This is a genomic window from Rhodococcus cercidiphylli (assembly GCF_033042225.1).
In the GTDB taxonomy this organism is placed as follows: domain Bacteria; phylum Actinomycetota; class Actinomycetes; order Mycobacteriales; family Mycobacteriaceae; genus Rhodococcoides.
This window is the reverse complement of sequence record NZ_JAWLKE010000004.1, coordinates 240,702-261,593: the sequence shown is the minus strand read 5'-3', so window position 1 is coordinate 261,593 and position 20,892 is coordinate 240,702. Positions and strand designations below refer to the sequence as shown.

General features: G+C 64.8%; 22 protein-coding genes and 4 tRNA genes. 6 read left to right on the top strand and 20 right to left on the bottom strand.

Translation table 11 applies throughout. The annotated features are described in order from the left end of the window. Positions 1 to 22 precede the first annotated feature (22 nt). Both R3P95_RS11780 and R3P95_RS11775 read left to right on the top strand, forming a co-directional pair. Complete coding sequence (locus R3P95_RS11780) at positions 23 to 556, top strand: RNA polymerase sigma factor (RefSeq protein WP_283279196.1); 534 nt, start codon at positions 23 to 25, stop codon at positions 554 to 556. Next, positions 553 to 1,320 carry a hypothetical protein gene (locus tag R3P95_RS11775; RefSeq protein WP_317548456.1) on the top strand — a complete coding sequence of 256 codons (768 nt, stop codon included), beginning with the start codon at positions 553 to 555 and terminating at the stop codon, positions 1,318 to 1,320. The genes R3P95_RS11780 and R3P95_RS11775 overlap by 4 nt, the downstream gene beginning before the upstream one ends. Here R3P95_RS11775 and R3P95_RS11770 read toward each other — a convergent pair. Genes R3P95_RS11770 through R3P95_RS11750 form a run of 5 tightly spaced genes read right to left on the bottom strand, consistent with a single transcriptional unit; the run spans position 1,299 to position 6,847 of the window. Beyond that, the gene (locus tag R3P95_RS11770; protein WP_317548455.1) at positions 1,299 to 3,518 is read right to left on the bottom strand and encodes an MMPL family transporter; all 2,220 of its coding nucleotides are present in this window, start codon (positions 3,516 to 3,518) and stop codon (positions 1,299 to 1,301) included. The genes R3P95_RS11775 and R3P95_RS11770 overlap by 22 nt on opposite strands. Continuing rightward, entirely contained in the window at positions 3,519 to 4,673 is a 1,155-nt protein-coding gene (locus R3P95_RS11765; protein ID WP_317548454.1) for a hypothetical protein, read from the bottom strand. It abuts the gene before it with no gap. Continuing rightward, positions 4,670 to 5,410 carry a phosphatidylserine decarboxylase gene (locus R3P95_RS11760; protein WP_317548453.1) on the bottom strand — a complete coding sequence of 247 codons (741 nt, stop codon included), beginning with the start codon at positions 5,408 to 5,410 and terminating at the stop codon, positions 4,670 to 4,672. Before R3P95_RS11760 ends, R3P95_RS11765 begins: the two co-directional genes overlap by 4 nt. Beyond that, on the bottom strand, positions 5,410 to 5,607 hold the full coding sequence (locus R3P95_RS11755; protein ID WP_317548452.1) for a serine/threonine protein phosphatase: 198 nt from the start codon (positions 5,605 to 5,607) through the stop codon (positions 5,410 to 5,412). The genes R3P95_RS11760 and R3P95_RS11755 overlap by 1 nt, the downstream gene beginning before the upstream one ends. Before the next feature lies 1 nt (position 5,608). Continuing rightward, the gene (locus R3P95_RS11750; RefSeq protein ID WP_317548451.1) at positions 5,609 to 6,847 is read right to left on the bottom strand and encodes an SDR family oxidoreductase; all 1,239 of its coding nucleotides are present in this window, start codon (positions 6,845 to 6,847) and stop codon (positions 5,609 to 5,611) included. A gap of 237 nt (positions 6,848 to 7,084) precedes the next feature. Between R3P95_RS11750 and R3P95_RS11745 the strand changes: the two genes are divergently transcribed. Beyond that, positions 7,085 to 9,031 (top strand): CocE/NonD family hydrolase, encoded by a 1,947-nt coding sequence (locus R3P95_RS11745; RefSeq protein ID WP_317548450.1) that lies wholly within the window; start codon positions 7,085 to 7,087, stop codon positions 9,029 to 9,031. Positions 9,032 to 9,041: 10 nt separating this feature from the next. Continuing rightward, positions 9,042 to 9,953, top strand: coding sequence for an alpha/beta fold hydrolase (locus R3P95_RS11740; RefSeq protein ID WP_317548449.1), 912 nt, complete (start codon positions 9,042 to 9,044; stop codon positions 9,951 to 9,953). Positions 9,954 to 10,024: 71 nt separating this feature from the next. Here the strand turns inward: R3P95_RS11740 and rplA are convergent, their stop codons facing one another. The 11 genes from rplA to R3P95_RS11685 form a co-directional block, all read right to left on the bottom strand. Beyond that, positions 10,025 to 10,744 carry a 50S ribosomal protein L1 gene (gene rplA, locus R3P95_RS11735; protein ID WP_027498276.1) on the bottom strand — a complete coding sequence of 240 codons (720 nt, stop codon included), beginning with the start codon at positions 10,742 to 10,744 and terminating at the stop codon, positions 10,025 to 10,027. A 141-nt stretch (positions 10,745 to 10,885) separates the two neighbouring features. Continuing rightward, complete coding sequence (gene rplK / locus R3P95_RS11730; protein WP_008713829.1) at positions 10,886 to 11,320, bottom strand: 50S ribosomal protein L11; 435 nt, start codon at positions 11,318 to 11,320, stop codon at positions 10,886 to 10,888. A gap of 62 nt (positions 11,321 to 11,382) precedes the next feature. Continuing rightward, complete coding sequence (nusG, locus tag R3P95_RS11725; RefSeq protein ID WP_317548448.1) at positions 11,383 to 12,207, bottom strand: transcription termination/antitermination protein NusG; 825 nt, start codon at positions 12,205 to 12,207, stop codon at positions 11,383 to 11,385. 65 nt (positions 12,208 to 12,272) lie between these two features. Continuing rightward, entirely contained in the window at positions 12,273 to 12,752 is a 480-nt protein-coding gene (gene secE, locus R3P95_RS11720) for a preprotein translocase subunit SecE (RefSeq protein WP_094641108.1), read from the bottom strand. A 30-nt stretch (positions 12,753 to 12,782) separates the two neighbouring features. Further along, a tRNA-Trp gene (locus R3P95_RS11715) sits at positions 12,783 to 12,855 on the bottom strand. A gap of 186 nt (positions 12,856 to 13,041) precedes the next feature. Then, the gene (gene hadB, locus R3P95_RS11710; RefSeq protein ID WP_149406692.1) at positions 13,042 to 13,467 is read right to left on the bottom strand and encodes a (3R)-hydroxyacyl-ACP dehydratase subunit HadB; all 426 of its coding nucleotides are present in this window, start codon (positions 13,465 to 13,467) and stop codon (positions 13,042 to 13,044) included. Continuing rightward, complete coding sequence (hadA, locus tag R3P95_RS11705) at positions 13,454 to 13,966, bottom strand: (3R)-hydroxyacyl-ACP dehydratase subunit HadA (protein WP_068046265.1); 513 nt, start codon at positions 13,964 to 13,966, stop codon at positions 13,454 to 13,456. Before hadA ends, hadB begins: the two co-directional genes overlap by 14 nt. A 138-nt stretch (positions 13,967 to 14,104) precedes the next feature. Then, complete coding sequence (rpmG, locus tag R3P95_RS11700) at positions 14,105 to 14,272, bottom strand: 50S ribosomal protein L33 (protein ID WP_027498281.1); 168 nt, start codon at positions 14,270 to 14,272, stop codon at positions 14,105 to 14,107. A gap of 81 nt (positions 14,273 to 14,353) precedes the next feature. Then, positions 14,354 to 14,426, bottom strand: a tRNA-Met gene (locus tag R3P95_RS11695). A 62-nt stretch (positions 14,427 to 14,488) separates the two neighbouring features. Continuing rightward, positions 14,489 to 14,561, bottom strand: a tRNA-Thr gene (locus R3P95_RS11690). 150 nt (positions 14,562 to 14,711) lie between these two features. Continuing rightward, positions 14,712 to 14,794 (bottom strand) — tRNA-Tyr (locus tag R3P95_RS11685). A gap of 175 nt (positions 14,795 to 14,969) precedes the next feature. Between R3P95_RS11685 and R3P95_RS11680 the strand changes: the two genes are divergently transcribed. Then, on the top strand, positions 14,970 to 15,470 hold the full coding sequence (locus R3P95_RS11680; RefSeq protein WP_008713817.1) for a YajQ family cyclic di-GMP-binding protein: 501 nt from the start codon (positions 14,970 to 14,972) through the stop codon (positions 15,468 to 15,470). Positions 15,471 to 15,574: 104 nt separating this feature from the next. Here the strand turns inward: R3P95_RS11680 and htpX are convergent, their stop codons facing one another. Together htpX and R3P95_RS11670 are read right to left on the bottom strand one after the other, a co-directional pair. Beyond that, on the bottom strand, positions 15,575 to 16,444 hold the full coding sequence (gene htpX, locus R3P95_RS11675; RefSeq protein WP_068046268.1) for a zinc metalloprotease HtpX: 870 nt from the start codon (positions 16,442 to 16,444) through the stop codon (positions 15,575 to 15,577). Between the two features lie 89 nt (positions 16,445 to 16,533). Then, a complete protein-coding gene (locus R3P95_RS11670; protein WP_094641106.1) occupies positions 16,534 to 17,553 on the bottom strand; it encodes a polyprenyl synthetase family protein in 1,020 nt (339 codons plus the stop codon). A 188-nt stretch (positions 17,554 to 17,741) separates the two neighbouring features. Between R3P95_RS11670 and R3P95_RS11665 the strand changes: the two genes are divergently transcribed. Beyond that, complete coding sequence (locus R3P95_RS11665) at positions 17,742 to 18,989, top strand: geranylgeranyl reductase family protein (protein ID WP_317548447.1); 1,248 nt, start codon at positions 17,742 to 17,744, stop codon at positions 18,987 to 18,989. A gap of 6 nt (positions 18,990 to 18,995) precedes the next feature. Here the strand turns inward: R3P95_RS11665 and R3P95_RS11660 are convergent, their stop codons facing one another. Beyond that, entirely contained in the window at positions 18,996 to 19,691 is a 696-nt protein-coding gene (locus R3P95_RS11660) for a demethylmenaquinone methyltransferase (protein ID WP_068046274.1), read from the bottom strand. A gap of 14 nt (positions 19,692 to 19,705) precedes the next feature. Further along, positions 19,706 to 20,845: a glycosyltransferase family 4 protein gene (locus R3P95_RS11655; RefSeq protein WP_223145652.1), complete on the bottom strand. Its 1,140-nt coding sequence runs from the start codon at positions 20,843 to 20,845 to the stop codon at positions 19,706 to 19,708. Between the last annotated feature and the right edge of the window lie 47 nt (positions 20,846 to 20,892).

Sequence of the window (20,892 nt, the reverse complement as noted above, 5' to 3'; positions counted from 1 at the left end):
GTCCACCGACGTATCCACTGTCATGAGCATCGGGAGCGTGATCGAACTGGACTTCGACGTCGCTGCCGCGTACGACGAGCACGCGTCGGCCATGCTCGGGTTCGCCGTCAACGCTCTCCGCGACAGAACTCTGGCCGAGGATTGTGTTCAGGAGACCTTCCTGCGGGCTTGGCGAGCGAGGTCCCGATTCGAGCCCGGGCGCGGGTCCCTGCGAACGTGGCTGTTCGCCATCGAACGCAACGTGATCGTCGATGCTCAGCGGTCGCTGACGAGGATGCCGATGCCGGCCTCGGACCGGATCGACGACGTCGGGCGGGAGTCGGGCAGTGTCACGCGTGACACCAGCCCCGATATCGACGAGCGGCTCCGCATCATCGCCGCGCTCGCCCTGCTCTCCCCCGAGCATCGGCAGGTCGTCGTCGCAGTGCACCTGGGCGGCAGCTCCTACGCGGAGCTGTCGAAATCGACCGGGGTCGCCGTGCGAACACTGCGCACCCGCACCTTCTACGCACTGCGAGCCCTACGACAACATCTCGACGGAAAGGAGGAGACATGAGCGCAGCACCCGATCGCCGAGCCGAGTTGATCGCCGCTGCCGTCGGTGACGATCTCGACGACGCCGAAGCCGCCGAACTGCGTCGACTCGCTGCATCCGATCCCACGATCGACCACGAGATCGCCGAATTGCGCTCGCTGACCATGACTCTCGGGAGCCGCGGCCCTACCGACGCGTGGCTCGAATCTTCGACGTCACCCGACCTTCGCGAGCGAATCCTCGGTGCGACAGGCAGCTCCGAGTGGTCGCCGCAGCAAAATCGGCGAACACAGCAGTTCGGAGGGCAGCGGTTCGGAGGTCAGCGGTTGGGAAGGCAGCGCAGATCGGCAGGACTGGCCGTTGCGGCCGCAATAGTAGGGGTGGTGGTCGGCAGTGGGGTGGTGCTCGGAGTCGACGCCTACCGCCAGGACCCCATGAATCCACCCGCCGCGATCACCGGTCCACCCGGAACCCTCGGCGCGTACGAGCAGGTCGGCTTCACCACCGAGGTGCCGAGTGTGGACATAGAAGGAGGTCTGGTCGCCCATACGTGGGGTACCGAGACCGTCCTGGAGATGGACGGCATCTCCGATCGTGGCCCGTACGAGGTGGTTCTCGTCGACCGATCGGGTGTCGAACGTCCGTCCGGCACGTTCCTCGGTAGTGACATCACCATCGAGTGCCGAATGAACGCCGCGGTGCTGCGCCAGGACGTGACCGACATCGAGATCCGCACGTCCGGCGGTGCCGTCCTGGCGCGTGCTCAGCTGCCGACGGCCTCGTAGCGTTTCGAGCCGGGCCACCAGTTGCGCTCGCCGAAGAGCTTCATCATCGCCGGCACCATCATCATGCGCACCAGCACCGCGTCGAACAGCACGGCGATGGCGAGAGCGAAGCCGAACTGTTTGAGCTCGAGCACGTCGGCGGTGAGGAAGCTGGCGAACACGGCGATCATGATCGCGGCGGCGGCCGTGATGGGCCTGGCGGTGTGCTCGATGCCGTCGACCACGGCCACGTCGTTGCTCGCTCCCCGCACGAACACCTCACGCATGCGGCCGATGAGGAACACCTCGTAGTCCATCGACAGGCCGAAGACCACGGCGAACACCGTCACCGGTAGATACACCTGGATGTAGCCCGGGCTCTCGAAGCCGAGAATGCTCGACCCCCAACTCCATTGGAAGACGGCGACCGTCGCACCCAACGCTGCGCCGGTGACCAGCAGGTTCATGGCGACGGCCTTCAGCGGAATCACCACGCTGCGGAAGACGACGGCCAGGTAGAAGAGGGAGAAGGCCAGGACCGCGGCCACGACCCAGGCGAATTTGCCGGAGATCTCGTCGGAGGCGTCGACCACCAGTGCGGTGGTGCCACCGACGGAGACGCTCGTGCCGTCCGTGTCGCCGGCGGTGAGCGCCTGCGCGCGAAGGGATCCCACGAGATCGGCGGCCTCGGTCGAGTCGATCGGCACCGACGGAACCACGATCAGCAACGACCGCCCGCCTTCCGGCTGTGCCAGCGCGTAGGCGACGCGATCGTCGTCGCGCACGGAGGCAGCGAACGCGTCGACGGTGGCCAACTGCTGCGGTCCCAACGGACTGTCGTCCTCACCCGTGAACACGATGGTGATGGGCGAGATGGTCCCGGGCGCGAACTTCTCGGTCAGGACCGTGTTGGCCCGTCCGGACGGTTCCGCGCTCAGCGCCTCGGCCCCGAGGTCGACACCGTACGAGATGGAACCGATGGGAATCAGGCACACGACGAGCACCGCGGCCGACGCGACCGTGTAGCGCCACGGTCGTTCGATGACGTGCTGCGCCCACCGTGACCACCAGGTGGGTACTGCGGCCTCGTGCTCGTCGACCGACGGAGGTTGGAATCTGTGAGGCAGCGACCACGCGCCGATGCGCGTTCCCAGTACCGCGAGAATCGCCGGCAGCAGGGTCCACGCGACCACGACGACGGTCGCGATGGTCAGCGCGACGACCAACGAAATACTGCGGACGGCAGGAACATCGACGATGGCGAGGGCTCCGAGTGCGATCAACACGACCAGACCGGAGATGACGATGGTGTGCCCGGCCGTACCCATGGCCGCCCCCACCGCGCGCTCGGTCCGGTGCGGATCGTCGGGTGGTCCGGCTCGCCCGATCTCCTCCCGGAATCGACTGACGATGAACAGTGCGTAGTCGATTCCAAGACCCAGGCCGAACATCGCCGCCACGGTGGTGACGAGAACGTCGAACGTCATGAAGTTGGACAACAGCGCGAACATTCCGAACGCCGCCAGCACACCGATTCCGGTGGAGACCAACGGCACGATTCCCGCGACCACGGACCCCAGCGCGAGAACCAGAACCACGAAGGCGATGGGCAGACCGATGCTCTCGGCCCGGACGGCGTCCTCGGATTCGACGCGGGTGAGATCGACCGTCATCGGGGAATATCCCGTCACCGCCACCTCGACGCCGTCGCCGGACGCCGCGCCGATCATTTCCTGCACGCGTTCGGCCACCGCGATCCGATCGCTGGCCTCCCCGCCGATACCGACGAACGCGAGCGCCGACGTACCGTCCTCGGAGATCGTCGGGACGAAGCCTGCGGTCTCGTAGGGGTCGACGACCCGCAGCACATCCGGGGACTGCCGCAGCTGACCGACGACCTCCCCCACTCGCTCACGGAACGCCGGGTCCGACGTGTTCACCGACTCGGAGGTGAACGTGACGACGAGTTGTTCGGAGCCGAAAGACTCGAAGTGACGCTCGATCAGGTCGTCGGCCCGGCTCGATTCGGTGCCCGGCACCGAGAAGTTGGCCCCGACCAGCGAATTCTGCAGCGCCGGATACAGAATCGCCGATCCAACCGCCAGCAGCGTCCAGATCGCCAGCACCACCCAGCGTCGACGCGCGACGAACCGACCCCACCGGTCGCCGATGTTGCCCCTGGTCACCTGCGGGTCGATTCGCGAGATCGTGTCGGTCATCTACGTCAACTCCCGGCTGAAGATGCGGTACGTGCGGTGCGGGGCGAGTTTCGTCCTGGACAGGACCGAGCCCTTCATCCACGGACTGTCGTCGAGCACGGGAGCGGCTTCGACGCGCGTGAACCCGAGGTCGCGCATGCGCACCGACATCTCCATGATCAGCAGGGAGGACACGGCTCGATCGGGGCAATCGGGATCGACGAACAGCATGTCCACCCGCACGCCGTCGATGACCTCCGTGCGACCCGGACGCTTGACGTGCCACAGCGTCACCAGGTCTCGCGCCCAGCGCGACTTCAGGTGCGACGCCTTGGCGGCGGCCTGATTGACGTCCGGGATGCCCATCAGGAAGCCGACGGGCTTGCCGTCGAGTTCGGCCAGCAGGGTGAGCCTGCGGTCGATGACCGGGAGCATCATCTTCAGCAGCTCGAACAGCTCCGTGTAGGACAGCGGTGAGAAGCCCCAGAAGTTGACGAACGTCTTGTTGTAGAGGTCTCGCACGATGCGCGCGTCGCGGCGTAGCGTCCGATACTTCATCGACCGGAACGTCACTTCCGACCGCGCCTTGATCTTCTCGAAGATCTGCATGTGCCGCGCGTATTTGGGGTCGTTGTAGATGATGCACGGGTCGTCGAAGAGGTAACTGTAGAAGTCCTTGACCGCCATCAGTCCCCACTTCTCGAAGTGGGCCGCGTAGTAGAGCGGATTGTGTGGCATCCCCACCAGCGGCAGCGCCGGGATCTCGTCGACGACGATGCCGGCGCTGTAGAACATCGACGGTCCGAACGGCCCGGATATCGTCGCGAGCCCGCGCGCCGAAAGCCATTGCGCCGCAGCGTCGAGCAACGCTGTCGCGACGTCGTGATCGTCGACGGCCTCGTAGAAGCCGAAGAAGCCGATCGACTCCCCCGTGTACTCGGTGAACGACAGATCGTGGATCGCAACGACGCGACCGACGGCAATTCCGTTCTCGCGGGCCAGGAATGCCTTGGTGATACGGGTGGCGGCGACCGAGGACGGCGGTGCGATGAGCACTCGACGCAGGTCCATCGACTCGTCGGGAAGGCGGTACGGATCGCCCTGGTAGACCAGGTCCGAGACGGCCTCGAACTCGCGCCAGCCTGCTTTGCCGTCGACCTCTTCGATCGTGATCATCGTTCCTCTTCGCTCCGTTGACTGCCGTCGACGAGGATGGGCGAACGGGCCACCGTCGTCTCCCCGGCGAACACGTAATTTCCTGGCCGAACGGTGATCTCGTCGACGAGTGCGTCCGGCACGAACACGTCGCACTGAGAACCGAAGCGGATCATTCCGTACTGCTCACCGCGTTCGACGGTGTCGCCGACGGCGACGTGCGCGACGATGCGGTCCACCCAGAGATCGGCGATCTGCGTCACCGTCACCACGGCTCCGGACTCGTGCTCGATCGAGATGGTGAGCCGCTCGTTGGTGAGCAGGTAGTCGCAGCCCTCGTCGTAGGGAGTGCGTCGGGTCAACAGATTCGCGCCCACCCTGGCCATCGACTTGTTGAACGGTGCCGCGGACCGGTGGCGACGCATACCGACGGTGCCCGAGACGGGAATTCGGTTGCGGTGCACCGAGTATTCGGACATGTAGATCCCGATCAGGTAGCCGCTGTCGGTGGACGCGACTCCGGCGATCTCGTCGAGGACGATCGTCCGTCCCTTCTTCACGGCGAACGCGGTACTGCCGGCCTCCACCCGTTTGACGTACGTGACGAAACCGTCGGCCGGCGCGAGCACCGCCCGCGGATCGGCCGGCGGTTCGCGATGCGGATCACGGAAGAAGAACCGGGTCCGCCAGTACACGAACAGAGCGAACGGAGCTGCCAGCATCACACCGAGGACGAGTACCCCTCGAACCCACCACATCAGCTGTGCCGCTGTTCGTCGACGCTCTCCGACCAGGTCACGAAGGCATCGGCAGCCCGGTTCCGCAGCGAGCCAGGCAGCAACCCGATCAGCCCACACACCACGTAGAAGCCCAGCGAGAGAACGCCGTTGGTCACCTCGCGGCCGATCGGTACTTCCCGCAGGCGCACCGAGGTGGGTTCGAATCCGTCCGACACGTCAGTTGACGGCGGCGGGCGTGAGCGTCTTGAGCTGTGCTTTCTCGAAGTAGAGCTCGAAGAGTCGGCGGTGATCGCACCAGGAGATGTCGTGGTCGACGGGCAGGATAGCCTCGGGCTTGTGCACCAGCCGCATGAGCTGATCGATGTTGTCGGCCAGCATCGTCTCGGCGAACCGCGGCGAGATTCGCGCACTGACGCGCTCCTTGAACTCCTCCCAGCTCACCAGATCGAGCCCGAGGAGATCGGCGTACAGATCGTGACCGTAGCCGGTGGGATTGCTCGGCAACAGCCTCGTCAACGGATGGCTGCGCAACGAGTTGCTCGCCATGACGTCGCACATCACGTCGACCGGGACGTAGTTCATGCCCGGTCCGTCCCAGATGGCACCGGCCGCGATCGCCAGTTCGATGATGCGCCAGAAGCTGTAGACACGGCCAGGATCACGCCCGAGTTCGGTGCTACCGAGGATGTAGGGCGCCTCGCACAGGGTGACGGAGTAGGTGTCCGACATCGACAGCCACCCGAGAAGCGTCGCGTTGACCCACTTCATCTGCGCGTACCCGGAGTACCACCACGAATCGGGACGACGGAAATCCTCGGGCTTCTGATAGAGGTGGGCACCGATACTGCCCACGTACGTCAGGTGCTTGCGAGTGGAAGTGATGCTGAATTCGAGGATGCGCAGGACGCTGACGAACCAGTCGTCGCGCAGCTCGGCGTAGCTCTCGGTGTAATCGGTGGAGCTGGCGCAGTTGAAGATCTGCCCCACTCCGGCAGCCAGGTCGTAGTAGGCAGCTTTGTCGAGACCGAACCGGAATTTCGTCGGAGTGCCCTCCACGATGCGGATCTTGTCTGCGTCCACCGCGATCTCGTACTGGTCGAACGTGCGCTGCAGGCGCTCGAGAGCCGTTTCCTCCTCGGTGGGACGAACCATCGCGTAAACGACCTCGACGGCGGCATCACGAGTGAGACGGCCGATCAGGTGAGCACCGAGAAAGCCGTTGGCCCCGAACACCAACGCGGTGTCGGTACGCGGTGCTGCCATACCTGCCACGCGGCGGCGAGTGTCCTCGTCGATGAACGGGCGCAGCGCCGTCGGATCACCGTTGCTCAGCGCGACGACGTCGGCATACTTCCCGGCGAAACGAAGCCCCGGGCATTCGTTGGTGATCAGTGCATCTGCGTGCGGCCAGATCGGACGCAACGATCCGTCTCCGAACAGTGCTTCTACGTGCATTCGCGCTCCCCTGCAACGGTCGGTGTCCCACATCACTCGGACGGGCAGACGTTAGCAATGACGCGGGCTCATAACCGGGTGACCGGGAAAGTCTGGGAACCCCCACAGCGGCGCTCAACCGGCGTTGAGAGTGTTCCCAATCGAAGTCGGCAAATCGCCCTGTGCCGGTCGGTGACATCACCGGTGATGTGCGTTCCACGAGACAAACGAGGCCCTTCGACGGTCTAATCGTTTCCCATGACGGCAGTACACCCCCACCCCCTCCTGCAACCCGCACGCGATCCGAGCGGCGGCGACGCGGCAGCGGCGTGGGCGGCAATCGTGCGCGAGCAACCGCGCTACCCTCGGGTGTCCATCACGACGAACGTGCGCATTCCGATGAGCGACGGAACCGCGTTGCGCGCATACGTCTTTCGCCCCGCGGACGCGTCGGGACAGGCGGTGGAAGGCACGTTTCCCACGGTCCTGAACCTCACGCCCTACAACAAGCTGTTGATCAAGGGCATCGACACCATCCTCGAGACCCCGGTTCTGGGCCGTGCCATCAGAGCTTTCTCGTCCGCATTCGACCTGACCGGAACCAGATTCGACGGCATCACCGAGATCACCCGAGTGGTGGCGGGCGGCGCTGCCGACCTGCTCTCGGTCAACCGTCATCTCGTGCGCAGCGGGTACGTGCAGATTATCGTCGACGTCCGTGGCACCGGCAGCTCCTCGGGCACCTGGGACGTTCTGGGTCCCCGGGAACAGCTCGACTCGCTCGAGGTGATCGACTGGGCCCGGCGCCAGTACTGGTGCAACGGCCGGATCGGAATGGCCGGAATCTCGTACTCCGCGATCAACTCCCTGCAGGCCGCAGCCAAGCAGCCTCCCGGGCTCGACGCGATCTTCGCGGTCGAGGGCTCGGTGGACATCGTGCGCGAGATCTTCGCCACCGGAGGCGCAACCTCGGCGTTCATTCCACTGTGGCTCGCGGCCGTCAACGGACTCAAGTGGGCGCCTGCGGTCGGCGGAATCGACACGCTCGCCTGGCTCCGCGATCGCGCTCGATCCCCGGCCACCAATCTGTTCGACCTGGCCAAAGGCTTTGTCACAGGCGGAGATCCGCGAATCTACGACAACGAGTACTACGACACCATCGATGCCGTCATCGAAGACATCGCGGCACCGACGTTTCTGTACGGCTGCTGGCACGACATCTTCGGCGGCTCCGCACCGGACATCTACAACCGGCTGCCCCTCGAACGCGGATTCAAGCAACTGCTCGTCGGCGACGGCTACCACGGCAACCCGGGAATCGGATTCGGCGAACCAGGATTTCCGCCTCGGCTCGACGTACTCGAGCGCGCCTGGTTCGACAAATGGCTGCGCGACGTGGACAACGGAATCGAGAACTACGGCCCCGTCACCCTGCGTCAACAGGGCGGCAATTGGACTGCGCACGGGCGCTTTCCGGCTCCCCAGGCGCAACCACGCAGGCTGTACCTGTCGGCAGCGGCGTCCGGCACCGCGCCCCATGCCGTCGCCGACGGCCGCCTCACCGGCGAGCCGGCCGCCGAATCCGACGTCCTGACCGTTCGCCCGTCACTGCGAGCCGTCGTATCTCGTGACACCACACAGGTTCTCGCCGGCGTGACGGCAGTCCTGGGCGGCGGCTTCACCTACGACAATCGATTCGCCGAGGGGGCCGCAGTCACCTTCACCACCGCACCCGCCGAGTCGGACACCGTGCTGTCCGGCCCCATGAACCTGCACCTGCGCGTCGTCTGCCATGCACCGGAAGCGATGTGGGCCATCATGATCTGCGACGTCGCCCCGAGCGGTCGATCGATCGTGCTGAGCAACGGAGCCCTGCTCGCCTCCCGCCGAGCCGTCGACGACGAGCGATCACTGTTCGCCCCGAACGGCGATTACACCCGCCCGTACCATCCACTCACCGAAGCAGCGCTGCTCCCGGTCCCCATGGGCGAACCCATCGCTCTCGACATCGACATCCTCACCACCGAGGCCGTCATCGCATCCGGCCATTGCCTGCGCGTGAGCGTATTCGCCACCGACACACCGCGGTTCATCCCGATCCTGCCGGATCTGGTGCGTACGCGACTGCGCAGACAGGACATCGACATCGATCCGCAGAATCCGAGTTACCTGGTGGTTCCGGTACTCGGTGAGCCCGGCTGGTAGGAACGAGAACATGAGAATCGAACAAGGTGTCGCGCCGACGAACTCCGTCGAGATCGCGTACGAGGACATGGGGTCGATCGACGACCCCGCAGTGTTGCTCATCATGGGCCTGTCCGCGCAATTGACGTTGTGGCCCATGGACTTCTGCACCCGTCTCGTCGACGCCGGCTACCGGGTCATCCGAATCGACAATCGCGATATCGGGTTGTCCACCAAGATGACCGGGCAGAAAGTGCGAGGGTCCCAGATTCTTCGCCTGATCCGGCACGAGTTCGGGATGTCCTCGGACGTGCCCTACACGATCACGGACATGGCGGCCGACGCCGTCGGAGTGCTCGACCACCTCGACATCGACTCGGTGCACGTCGTCGGTGCCTCCATGGGCGGAATGATCACCCAGGTCTTCGCGGGACGCTATCCCGAACGAACGAAGTCGGTCGGCATCCTCTTCTCGAGCACCAACGAACCGTTCCTGCCACCGCCCGATCCACGCGCGCTGCTGCCGCTCATCGGTGGCGTCGGGAAGGACGCCACCAAGGACGAGATCATCGCGCATTCGGCGAAGACGCTCGCCGCGATCGGTTCCCCCGGTTACCGCACTCCACCCGAGGAGCAACTGGAGATCGCGCAGGTGATGTACGAGCGGAACTACAACCCGTCCGGTGTCGTGCGGCAGATGGCCGCCATCACCGGCACCGGCAGTCTGCGGCCCTACGCGAAGAAGATCACCGCTCCCACCACGGTCATCCACGGCACCGCCGACAAACTGGTCCGGCCGTCGGGTGGGAAGGCCATCGCCCGCGCTGTCCCCGACGCCGAACTGACGCTGATCGACGGGATGGCCCACGACCTGCCCGCCGCACTGATCGACCGCATCGCGGGCATCATCCTGACGAATTTCGCTCGGGCGCGGGCTGCGTAGGCACCTCCACGAACGACGAAGGCCGGCACCCGATGTATCGGGGCCGGCCTTCGTGGTAGTGCTGAGCTGACTTACGCGTTCGCGTCGTCCTCGAGGAGGTTGCGCGTGCGGTTCGGATCGACCTGGACGCCGGGTCCGGTGGTGGTCGAGACGGTGACCTTCTTGACGTAACGACCCTTGGCCGACGACGGCTTCGCACGCAGGATCTCGTCCAGTGCGGCACCGTAGTTCTCCACCAGCTTGGTCTCGTCGAACGAGGCCTTGCCGATGACGAAGTGCAGGTTGGCCTGCTTGTCGACGCGGAAGTTGATCTTGCCGCCCTTGATGTCGTTGACGGCCTTGGTCACGTCGTTGGTGACCGTGCCCGTCTTCGGGTTCGGCATCAGGCCACGCGGTCCGAGAACACGGGCGATACGGCCGACCTTGGCCATCTGATCCGGGGTGGCGATCGCGGCGTCGAAGTCCAGGAATCCGCCCTGGATGCGCTCGATCAGATCTTCTGCACCGACGACGTCGGCTCCTGCTGCCTCGGCCTCTGCAGCCTTCTCACCAGCGGCGAAAACAATAACCCGAGCGGTCTTGCCGGTGCCGTGGGGAAGGTTGACGGTGCCGCGCACCATCTGGTCGGCCTTGCGGGGATCCACGCCGAGTCGCACTGCGACCTCGACGGTGGGGTCGAACTTGCTCGACGCGGTCTCCTTGGCCAGCTTCGCGGCTTCGAGAGGCGAGTAGAGGTTGTCCTGGTCGATCTTCGCGGCCTGCTCGAGGTAGGCCTTGCTGCGCTTTGCCATGTCTTACTGTCCTTCGTTCGAGTTCAGTGTGGTTGACGAGCCTGGCCGGCTCTCCCACGTTCTGTGTCTTTGGTCGCTCCGCAGGCTCCGCTCCTACTGGAACGGTCGCTCCGCAGGCTCCGCTCCTGCTGGGCGGGTAAATCAGCCTTCGACGGTGATGCCCATCGAGCGAGCAGTGCCGGCGATGATCTTCGCGGCCTGATCGATGTCGTTGGCGTTGAGGTCTTCCTGCTTGGTCTTGGCGATCTCGCGCACCTGGTCCATGGTCACCTTGGCGACCTTGGTCTTGTGCGGCTCGCCGGAGCCCTTCGCCACGCCTGCGGCCTTGAGCAGCAGCTTGGCAGCGGGAGGAGTCTTCAGCTTGAAGTCGAACGTACGGTCTTCGTAGACCGAGATCTCGACCGGCACGACGTTGCCGCGCTGCGACTCGGTCGCTGCGTTGTACGCCTTGCAGAACTCCATGATGTTGACGCCGTGCTGGCCCAGTGCGGGGCCGACGGGCGGTGCCGGGTTGGCGGCACCGGCCTGGATCTGAAGCTTGATGATCCCGGCTAGCTTCTTCTTCTTCGGGGGCATTTCTTTTTCCTTGTATTCGCTCGGGTTTCTTGCGGTTGCTACTGCAAGTCTGTGGTCGGCTTCTAGATCTTGGAGACCTGAGTGAAGCCGAGCTCGACCGGTGTTTCACGGCCGAAGATCGATACCAACACCTTGAGCTTCTGCTGCTCTGCGTTGACCTCGCTGATGCTGGCGGGAAGCGTGGCGAACGGGCCGTCCATGACGGTGACCGACTCGCCGACCTCGAAGTCGACCTCGATGGTCGGCTTCGACGTGGTGTCGCCGCCCTGCTCGGCTGCACCTGCGGTCGCTTTCGCGTCCTTCTTGGTGCCTTCCTGCGGCATGAGGAACTTGACGACCTCGTTGATGGTCAACGGTGACGGCCGCGAGGTGGCACCGACGAAACCGGTGACGCCGGGAGTGTTGCGAACCGCTCCCCAGGACTCGTCGTTGAGTTCCATGCGCACGAGGATGTAGCCGGGCAGAACCTTGCGGTTGACCTGCTTGCGCTGGCCGTTCTTGATCTCGGTTACCTCTTCGGTGGGAACTTCCACCTGGAAGATGTAGTCGCCGACGTCGAGGTTCTGCACGCGAGTCTCGAGGTTGGCCTTGACCTTGTTCTCGTAGCCGGCGTACGAGTGAATGACGTACCAGTCACCGGGAGCGCGGCGCAGAGCCGCCTTCATCTCGGCGACGGGATCCTCGGGCTCGGCTGTCACGTCGGCATCGGCTGCCTCGCCGTCTTCGGCGGGAACATCCTCACCGGCAGCAGCGGCAACGTCGGCCTTGATGGCTTCGTCGGTTTCGCGGTCCTGAGCGGCCTGCTCCGCTTCGAGGCCCTGCTTGGTCGCCTCGACATCGGCGTCGAATGCGGCCACTTCGGTGGCGTCGTTGTGCGGCGTGCTCACGTCAGCACCCTTTCTCTAGTTTCCTGCTCGGTTCGATCGTCGATAAGTCACGCAGCTGCGATCGGTCAGCCGAACAGCCAGCCGACGCCCTGGATGAAGAGCAGGTCGAGGCCACTGATGTACGCGACCATGAACGTCAGGAAGACGAGCACGACGCTGGTGTAGGTGACCATCTGCTTCTTGTTCGGCCAGATGACCTTGCGAAGCTCGGCGACGACCTCACGGAAGAACTGCAGCAGACGCATGAACACGTTCGGCCGCTTGTCGGCTTTGACCTTGCCCGATCGAGTCCTGCCGGTCTTGGTCTTGGCCGGCGCGGTGGATGCGGCCGGAGCCTTGGACATCGACACGCCCGAAGCGCTACCGCGGGACCTGCTGGTGGATCGCTTGCCGGTGGGCACCACGGCGTCTGCAGCGGATTCACCGGCAGTGGTGTCAGCATCGGAAGGACGGCCCTCGGAGCCAGGTGCGACGTCGCCCGAAGCCGAGGAGTTCTCGAACTCCTCCTCCGATCGACCGTCGCGCTTACCGCGCTCCTCGCTCACGTCGTTCCTCTCAGTTGCTGACACCTTGGGCAGGGGCGACAGGACTTGAACCTGCAACCTACGGTTTTGGAGACCGTTGCTCTACCAATTGAGCTACGCCCCTTCGGCCGAAACTTCTCGGCCGCTCTGGTGTCCATCCGGCACTACACGGCCCACGCAACCTCCGGAGGAGGACGCGGGCAGCGCGGAGCGCCGAATTACCCCAGAAATCTCAGTGTACTGCACACCCTTCGGAACAGATAAATCCCGTCGTCCCGGCGGCGAACGACCTCCGCCGGATCGACCATGCTCAGGCCAAGCGCACCGTTGCGGTCGCTCGCCCGAAAATCTTCTTGCCCGCGGACTTCGCGACGATGGCGACGATCGCGGTTCGCTCGTCGCCATCCACGGACTTGATCTTGCCGGTGAATTCCACCGAAGCCGGGGCATCGGCCGGGACCAACACCGCACTGGTGAAGCGCACGTTGTACTCGGTGACCGCACCCGGGTCGCCGAGCCACGACGTGACGAAACCGGCACCGAGGCCCATCGTGAGCATCCCGTGCGCGATGACGTCGTCCAATCCGGCCAGCGCGACGACCTCGTCACTCCAGTGGATCGGGTTGGGATCGCCGGACACGCCTGCGTAGTTGACCAGGTCGCCGCGGGTCAGGGACACCACTCGCTCAGGCAGTTCGTCCCCGACCGATACGTCGTCGAAGTTACGAAGCGCCATGCCTGATCACTTCCTTCACCGCATGGGCGATGTTCTCGTCGATCTCCCCGCCGGTTCGCGCGACGATCGTCGTCCACGTGGTTTGCACGAGGTCGCCGTTCTGATCGGTGATGATGTTCTTGGTGGTCATGATGTCGCTGCCACCCATCTGCCGGAACGACTCGAGATACACGTCGCAAAAAATTCGATCGCCGACCTGGATCGGGCGATGGAATTCCAGTTTTTGATCGGTCTGCAGAATCTGACTCGGGTCGTAACCCGTGATGACCTCTTGCAACATCCGGGTCTGCGACATGATCCCGAGCAGGGAAACGAAGGTCAAGGGCGCGAGGAGACCGTCGTAACCGAGGCCCTTCGCTGCGTCCTCGTCGTGATGCGCGGGATGAAAATCCTGGACGGCACGCGCATACTCACGGACCTTCTCGCGGCCGACCTCGTAGAAGTCGTCGACGCGGAAATGACAACCGACCATGGACGCCGCGTGAGCGGATGCATCCATGGCCGGTACGTCATGTGGAGCTTGTGACACGGTGGAGACCTTTTCTACCCTGGACGCAAGAGCCGTTAGGGAAGAAAATGCGACCTAACGCCGGGCGCCGACGAAAAATCGGAACTGCGAACCAGCGAGCCGAGCAGACTAGCGAGATTCGCGGTGCGCCCGATGCGTTCCGCAGTTGGAGCAGAACTTCTTCAGCTCGATGCGGTCGGGGTCGTTCCGACGGTTCTTCTTGGTGATGTAGTTGCGGTGCTTGCAAACCTCGCAGGCCAAGGTGATCTTGGGCCGCACATCGGTGGAGGAGGCCACTGGACGCCTACTTTCGGGTAAATCTGATCAGGGTCAATCAGGACTGTTCATGAGTGCTACTGGTCGTGCTTGCCTACTGTGTAGCGGTGACCGGACTTGAACCGGCGACGCAACGATTATGAGTCGTTTGCTCTACCAACTGAGCTACACCGCCTCAGGTGCTCACCGTCCACCATCCCACGCGGGGAACGCGACGTCGAGCCATCCAATCCAGCGAGCCCCCTAACGGAATCGAACCGTTGACCTTTTCCTTACCATGGAAACGCTCTACCGACTGAGCTAAGGGGGCGGGATCAGAACACATCGAGCCGTGCGCTGAAGCCTTCAAGAGGTTACACATTCGGAGCGCCGACTACCAAATTGCGTGGTCAGCGAGCCGTTCCTGTCCCTCTTCACATGGAAACCCCAGCGAGAGAAATCCTCGCCGGGGTTCCAGGTGTGGCAGATGTAGGATTCGAACCTACGTAGGCATAAGCCGACGGATTTACAGTCCGCTCCCATTGGCCGCTCGGGCAATCTGCCGTGATGCGATCGAAGCCCGTACTGCTCTTCGGCGCGGTGAGAAGAATACAACGAACGTCCCCCCGGAACGCAAACCGGGTGGATACGGTCGGTAGCGGGCCGATAAAGTCCCTGCGGGATGTGGACCGACACCACCGCCAAATCAAATTTTCGATTCGACTGGAGAGTGTGAGAAGTGGCTGATTCGTCCTTCGACGTAGTGAGCAAGGTCGACCGACAGGAAGTGGACAACGCCGTCGGACAGGCCGCGAAGGAGCTGGCGACCCGCTTCGACTTCCGCGGATCCGACACCAGCATCGAATGGTCCGGTAGCGGCGAGTCGGAGACGATCGTCATCACCTCCGAATCCGAGGAGAAGGTCAAGGCCGCCCTCGACGTGTTCAAGGAAAAGCTGATCCGACGGGACGTCTCCCTCAAGGCCTTCGAGACCAACGATCCGGCCGCGTCCGGCAAGGTCTACAAGGTCACCGGCAAGCTGGTGCAGGGCATCACGACCGAGAACGCCAAGAAGATCTCCAAGAAGATCCGCGACGACGGCCCCAAGGGCGTCAAGGCGCAGATCCAGGGCGACGAACTGCGCGTGAGCAGCAAGAAGCGCGACGATCTGCAGGCCATCCAGCAGTTGCTCAAGAACGAGGACTTCGGCATCGCGCTGCAGTTCGTCAACTACCGATAGAGCGGCTTCTCACCTGGGTCGTTCGGCAGGCTCCACTCCTGTGCCGCATGTGAACGGAACCTCGTAGTGGACTACGAGTTTCTGCTCACATGCGGCGCGGCCGCTCAATACGGCCGGTGGCCGGCCATCCGCTCGAGTCGCTCGATGCGGTCGGCCATCGGCGGGTGGGTGGCGAACAGCTGCCCGGCCTTGTCGCCCATGCGGAACGGATTCGCGATCATCAGATGCGACTCCGCCGCCAACCGCGGCTCGGGCGGCAGCGGTGCCAGCTGCACTCCCTGCTCGAGCTTGCGGAGCGCCGACGCCAGCGCCAACGGGTCACCGGTCAGCTCGGCCCCGGACTGGTCGGCCTGGTACTCACGCGAGCGAGAGACCGCGAGGCGAACCAGGCTGGCCGCAACGGGCCCCAGCATCGACACCAGCAGTAACGCGAGCGGGTTCGGGCCCCCGTTGCCGCGTCCGCCGAAAATGTTGGCGAAGAAGGCCAGGTTCGCCAGACCCGAGATGACCGACGCCATCGCACCGGCCACCGACGAGATCAGGATGTCGCGGTTGTAGACGTGCGAGAGCTCGTGCCCGAGCACCGCGCGCAGTTCCCGCTCGTCCAGGATCCGCAGAATGCCCTCGGTGCAGCACACCGCAGCGTTGCGGGGGTTGCGGCCGGTGGCGAACGCGTTGGGGTTGTTGGTGGGACTGACGTACAGCGCAGGCATCGGCTGATGAGCGGCCGTCGCCAATTCGCGCACGATGCGATACATCGCCGGCTGCTCGAGCTCGGTCACCGGGACGGCATGCATCGACCGCAGGGCCATCTTCGCGCTGTTGAAGTACGCGTAGCCGTTGACGCCGACTGCCAACACGATGGAGCCGATGAGAATGGTCGCGTTACCGAACAGCGAACCGATGAACACGATGAGCGCCGACATCCCGACCAACAGGCCGAAAGTCTTCGCACCGTTCGCGTAACCGTTCATGACTGAAGATGCCTCCTCGTACCGGGTCTTCCTACCCGATTCAACGAAAACACCTGGACCGGCAGTTCCCGGCCCGAAGTCCGAGCCGACTACCCGACGCGCTCGACGGTGTAGTTCACCAGGCGACCGAGGGCATCGTTGGCCGGACCCTGCGGCAACAGGGCGAGTTCTGCGTGAGCCCGCGCGGCATATTCACCGAGTGTCTTCTTTGCCGAGACCATGCCGGGTGAGCGCTGCAGCAGCTCCAGAGCCTCGGTGACCAGTGCGTCTTCGGTGACCGGACCGGCGAGGATCTCGCGCAGCCGATCGCCGTCGGCACCTTCCTCGCGCAGAGCGAAGAGCACCGGCAGAGTGTGTACACCCTCCCGCAGGTCGGTGCCGGGAGTCTTTCCGGACTGCTCGGTTGCCGAGGAGATGTCGATGATGTCGTCGGAGATCTGGAAGGCTGTACCGACGGCGTCACCGAGGCGCTCGAGGCGTCCCACATGTTCGGCGTCGCCGCCGCTGAACGTTCCGCCGAAGCGTCCGCAGGAGGCGATGAGCGATCCGGTCTTCTCCCACACGACCTTCAGGTAGTGCGCGACGGGATCGTCGGTGCTCTTGGCCCCGATGGTTTCGCGCATCTGACCGGTGACGAGTTCTGCGAAGGTCTCGGCGATGATGCGGACGGCGTCGGGTCCGAGGGTGGACACCAGACGAGACGCATGCGCGAACAAGTAGTCGCCTGCGAGGATCGCCACACTGTTGCCCCAGCGTGAGTTCGCGCTCTCGGCACCTCGACGCATCGACGCCTCGTCCATGACGTCGTCGTGATAGAGCGTCGCCAGATGAACCAGCTCGACGACCGTGGCCGCGGTGACGATCGCCGGATCGGTCGGCGACGGTCCCAGCTGACCGGTCAGCACGGTGAACAGGGGCCGGAAGCGCTTTCCGCCGGCCTTGGCCAGGTGCAGAGCGGCCTCGGTGAGGAACTCCTCACCGTCGGAGAGCTCGCTGATCATCAGTTCTTCGACGCGTGCGAGGCCGTCGGCGACGGTTCGCGCGAGCTCCGGGTCACCCAGGTCGACTCCGGCAACGACCGTTGCTACGGCAGCGTCGTCTGTACTCACGATGTTGGTCCCTGTCCTGTCGTCGACATGCCGGCGGCAGCGGCGAAGCGCCACTGCTCGCCTTCTACCGTAGTGAACCTAGCGTGCACACCGGTGGGACGGTGTCACCGACCACAGGTGACGCTTCACACGGCGTCGACCGGAGGCCCTCGACGCACCCGTTCGTAGAAATCGGGATACTGGAACCCGTGACCTCTTCCCACCCGGCCCCACCCACCGCGACCGACGTTCTGGTCGTGGGCGCGGGCCCCGCAGGATCGTCCGCTGCGGCATGGGCCGCACGATCCGGCCGCGACGTCGTCCTGGCCGACGCGGCAGTGTTCCCCCGCGACAAGACGTGCGGCGACGGGTTGACGCCACGCGCCGTCGCCGAGCTCGATCAGCTGGGTCTGGGCGAGTGGGTGCGCGGCAAAGCGCGCAACCGAGGACTGCGACTGAGCGGTTTCGGGCAGGAACTGGAACTCGAGTGGCCGAGCAAGTCCCTTCCCACCGTCGGAAGTGCCGTTCCCCGAACCGAATTGGACGACAGGATTCGCGTCGCCGCAGTCGAATCCGGGGCCGTGATGGCCGAGGGAGCGAAGGCTGTCGCCGTCACCCGCGACGGCAATTCGGTCCGCTCGGTAACCCTGCAGACCGCCGCCGGCGCACACGAGATCTCCTGCCGCACAGTGATCGTCGCCGACGGTGTCCGCTCCACTCTGGGCAAGCAACTCGGGCGGCAATGGCATCGCGACACCGCATTCGGCGTCGCCGCTCGCGCCTACATCGACTCGGGCCGCAGCAACGACGAGTGGATCAGCTCGCACCTCGAATTACGTGACGCGGCAGGCACTCTGCAGCCCGGCTACGGCTGGGTCTTCCCGCTGGGCGACGGAACCATCAACATCGGCGTCGGCACCTTGGCCACCGCCAAGAGGCCGGCACCCGGAGCGCTGCGGCCACTGCTCGACCTCTACACCCACCAGCGCCGCGGCGAATGGGCCCTCGGCGGGGAGTTGCGTTCGGTGGCGTCGGCGCTGCTGCCGATGGGCGGCGCGGTCTCGGGAATCGCAGGCACCAACTGGGCCATCATCGGCGACGCCGCAGCCTGCGTGAACCCACTCAACGGCGAGGGCATCGACTACGGACTCGAAGGCGGTCGCATGGTCGTCGACCTGCTCGATCACCCCGACCTCACCGACGCCTGGCCGACCTTGCTGCGCGAGCACTACGGGCAGTCCTTCTCCATCGCTCGACGCCTCGCCGGACTGTTGACGGTGCCGAGATTCCTGCCCGCAACGGGACCGGTGGGCATGCGCTCGCGGGCACTGATGAAAGTCGCCGTCCGCTGCATGGGCAACCTCATCACCGAAGCGGACAGCGACCTCGTCGCCCGCACCTGGCGGGCATCGGGAAGCGGATCACTGAAAATCGATTCCCGACCGCCTTTTACCTGAATCGCGTCAGGGCCGAGTTGCCTTGTGCAGAGCCACAATTCCACCGGTGAGGTTGCGCCACTGCACGTCGGTCCAACCGGCGTCGGCGATGCGTTGCGCCAATTGCTCCTGCGTCGGCCACGCGCGGATGGACTCGGCCAGGTAGACGTAGGCGTCGGGGTTGCTGCTCACGGCGCGAGCGACTTTCGGTAACGCCTTCATCAGGTATTCCATGTACACCGTGCGGAACGGGCCGAACACCGGCGTGGAGAACTCCGAGACGACGAGCCTGCCACCGGGCTTGGTGACGCGGGCGATCTCGCGCAGGCCTGCGTCGAAATCGGAGACGTTGCGGAGGCCGAAGGAGATGGTGGCGGCATCGAAGCTGGCGTCGGCGTAGGGCAGTGCCATCGCGTCGCCTGCGACCATCGGAACGCCTCGCTGCAGTCCTGCCTGCAGCATGCCCTTGGAGAAATCGGTGGCCACACACCAGGCTCCGCTGAGCCCGAGTTCGACGGTCGAGACGCCGGTGCCTGCGGCGAGGTCGAGTACCCGCTCGCCAGGTTTGAGATCGAGGGCGCGCCGAGTCAGTTTGCGCCAACTCCGGTCCTGTCCGAACGACAGAACCGTGTTGGTGATGTCGTATCGACGGGCGACGCCGTCGAACATCGACGCCACCTCGTGGGGCTCTTTTGCCAGGGTTGCGCGTGATGTCTGGGCCACGAAGTCCAGACTACTCAAGCGATCTTCTGCACCCGCGGCGCTGTGATGCCTTGCACGTCGTAGTAGTGCGAGATCAGCTCGTCGCAGATGGCAGGCCAGGTGCGGTGCAGTACCGATTTGCGGGCTGCGTCGCCGAAGCGGGCGCGGGTGGTGGGTTCGGCGAGCGCTCCGACGGCGCTGGGTAGCAGTTCGGTGAACTTGTCGACCGGCAGCAGATAACCGTTGCGACAGTGCGAGATCAGATCGCGCGGGCCGCCGGCGTCCGGTCCGATGACGGGCACTCCGCTGGCAAGTGCCTCCTGCACTGCCTGGCAGAAGGTTTCGTGTTCGCCTGGATGCACGAAGATGTCGAAGCTGGCGTAGGCCTGTGCAAGTTCGACGCCGCCGAGTTGGCCGGTGAACACGGCGTTCGGCATCAGGGCCTGCAGTGTTGCTGTATCGGGTCCGCCGCCGACGATCACCAGTTGGATCGACGGGTCTGCGGCCAGTACGGCGAGCCGCTCGACGTGTTTCTCCGGGGCGAGCCTGCCGACGAAGCCGACGATCAGCTTCTCGCCTGCTCCCCACTGATTTCTGAGCGTCTGCGATGCGGCCGAGGGTGCGAAGCGACCGGCGTCGACTCCCCTGGCCCACCGGTGCACGCGCGGAATGCCGTGTAACTCCAACGCGTCGACGGCCGAGGTGGACGGGGCCAGAGTGCGGGCCGCGCCTCTGTGCAGTCTCCTGGTCCAGCGCCACGCGGCCTTCGAGGTGAGGCCGAGGCCGTAGCTGGCGGCGAAACCGGCGACGTCGGTCTGATAAACGGCGACCGCGGGGACGTCCAGCCGGTTGGCTGCGGCCAGACCGCCCGCTCCGAGCAGGAACGGTGACGCCAGATGTACGACGTCGGGGGCGAAGGCGCGCATCGCCGAGACCATGCCGAGCCCGGGGACGCCGACGGGCAGCGAGCTCACTTTGGGGACCATGACGGACGGCACCCGGTGCACCGGAACGTTGTCGTGCCACGTCGCGGCTCTGGGACCGGACGGATTGTCCGGAGCGATGACGATGGCGTCGTGCCCCGTCTTGTCGAGGTGTTCGAGGACACGGATCACCGAGTGGGTGACGCCGTTCATGTTGGGCAAGAACGATTCCGCAACGATGGCTACTCGCACGATCCTCAGTGTGGGCGGCCCCGCCGTCGGCCAGGTATGGACAACGT

What these genes read in the sequence shown, in the direction of transcription:
- R3P95_RS11750 (WP_317548451.1), bottom strand. Translation starts at nt 6,847, where the DNA reads ATGCACGTAGAAGCACTGTTCGGAGACGGATCGTTGCGTCCGATCTGG.
- R3P95_RS11775 (WP_317548456.1), top strand. Translation starts at nt 553, where the DNA reads ATGAGCGCAGCACCCGATCGCCGAGCCGAGTTGATCGCCGCTGCCGTC.
- R3P95_RS11780 (WP_283279196.1), top strand. Translation starts at nt 23, where the DNA reads ATGAGCATCGGGAGCGTGATCGAACTGGACTTCGACGTCGCTGCCGCG.
- htpX (WP_068046268.1), bottom strand. Translation starts at nt 16,444, where the DNA reads ATGAACGGTTACGCGAACGGTGCGAAGACTTTCGGCCTGTTGGTCGGG.
- R3P95_RS11760 (WP_317548453.1), bottom strand. Translation starts at nt 5,410, where the DNA reads ATGTGGTGGGTTCGAGGGGTACTCGTCCTCGGTGTGATGCTGGCAGCT.
- R3P95_RS11740 (WP_317548449.1), top strand. Translation starts at nt 9,042, where the DNA reads ATGAGAATCGAACAAGGTGTCGCGCCGACGAACTCCGTCGAGATCGCG.
- hadA (WP_068046265.1), bottom strand. Translation starts at nt 13,966, where the DNA reads ATGGATGCATCCGCTCACGCGGCGTCCATGGTCGGTTGTCATTTCCGC.
- R3P95_RS11745 (WP_317548450.1), top strand. Translation starts at nt 7,085, where the DNA reads ATGACGGCAGTACACCCCCACCCCCTCCTGCAACCCGCACGCGATCCG.
- rplK (WP_008713829.1), bottom strand. Translation starts at nt 11,320, where the DNA reads ATGCCCCCGAAGAAGAAGAAGCTAGCCGGGATCATCAAGCTTCAGATC.
- hadB (WP_149406692.1), bottom strand. Translation starts at nt 13,467, where the DNA reads ATGGCGCTTCGTAACTTCGACGACGTATCGGTCGGGGACGAACTGCCT.
- R3P95_RS11765 (WP_317548454.1), bottom strand. Translation starts at nt 4,673, where the DNA reads ATGATCACGATCGAAGAGGTCGACGGCAAAGCAGGCTGGCGCGAGTTC.
- rplA (WP_027498276.1), bottom strand. Translation starts at nt 10,744, where the DNA reads ATGGCAAAGCGCAGCAAGGCCTACCTCGAGCAGGCCGCGAAGATCGAC.
- R3P95_RS11770 (WP_317548455.1), bottom strand. Translation starts at nt 3,518, where the DNA reads ATGACCGACACGATCTCGCGAATCGACCCGCAGGTGACCAGGGGCAAC.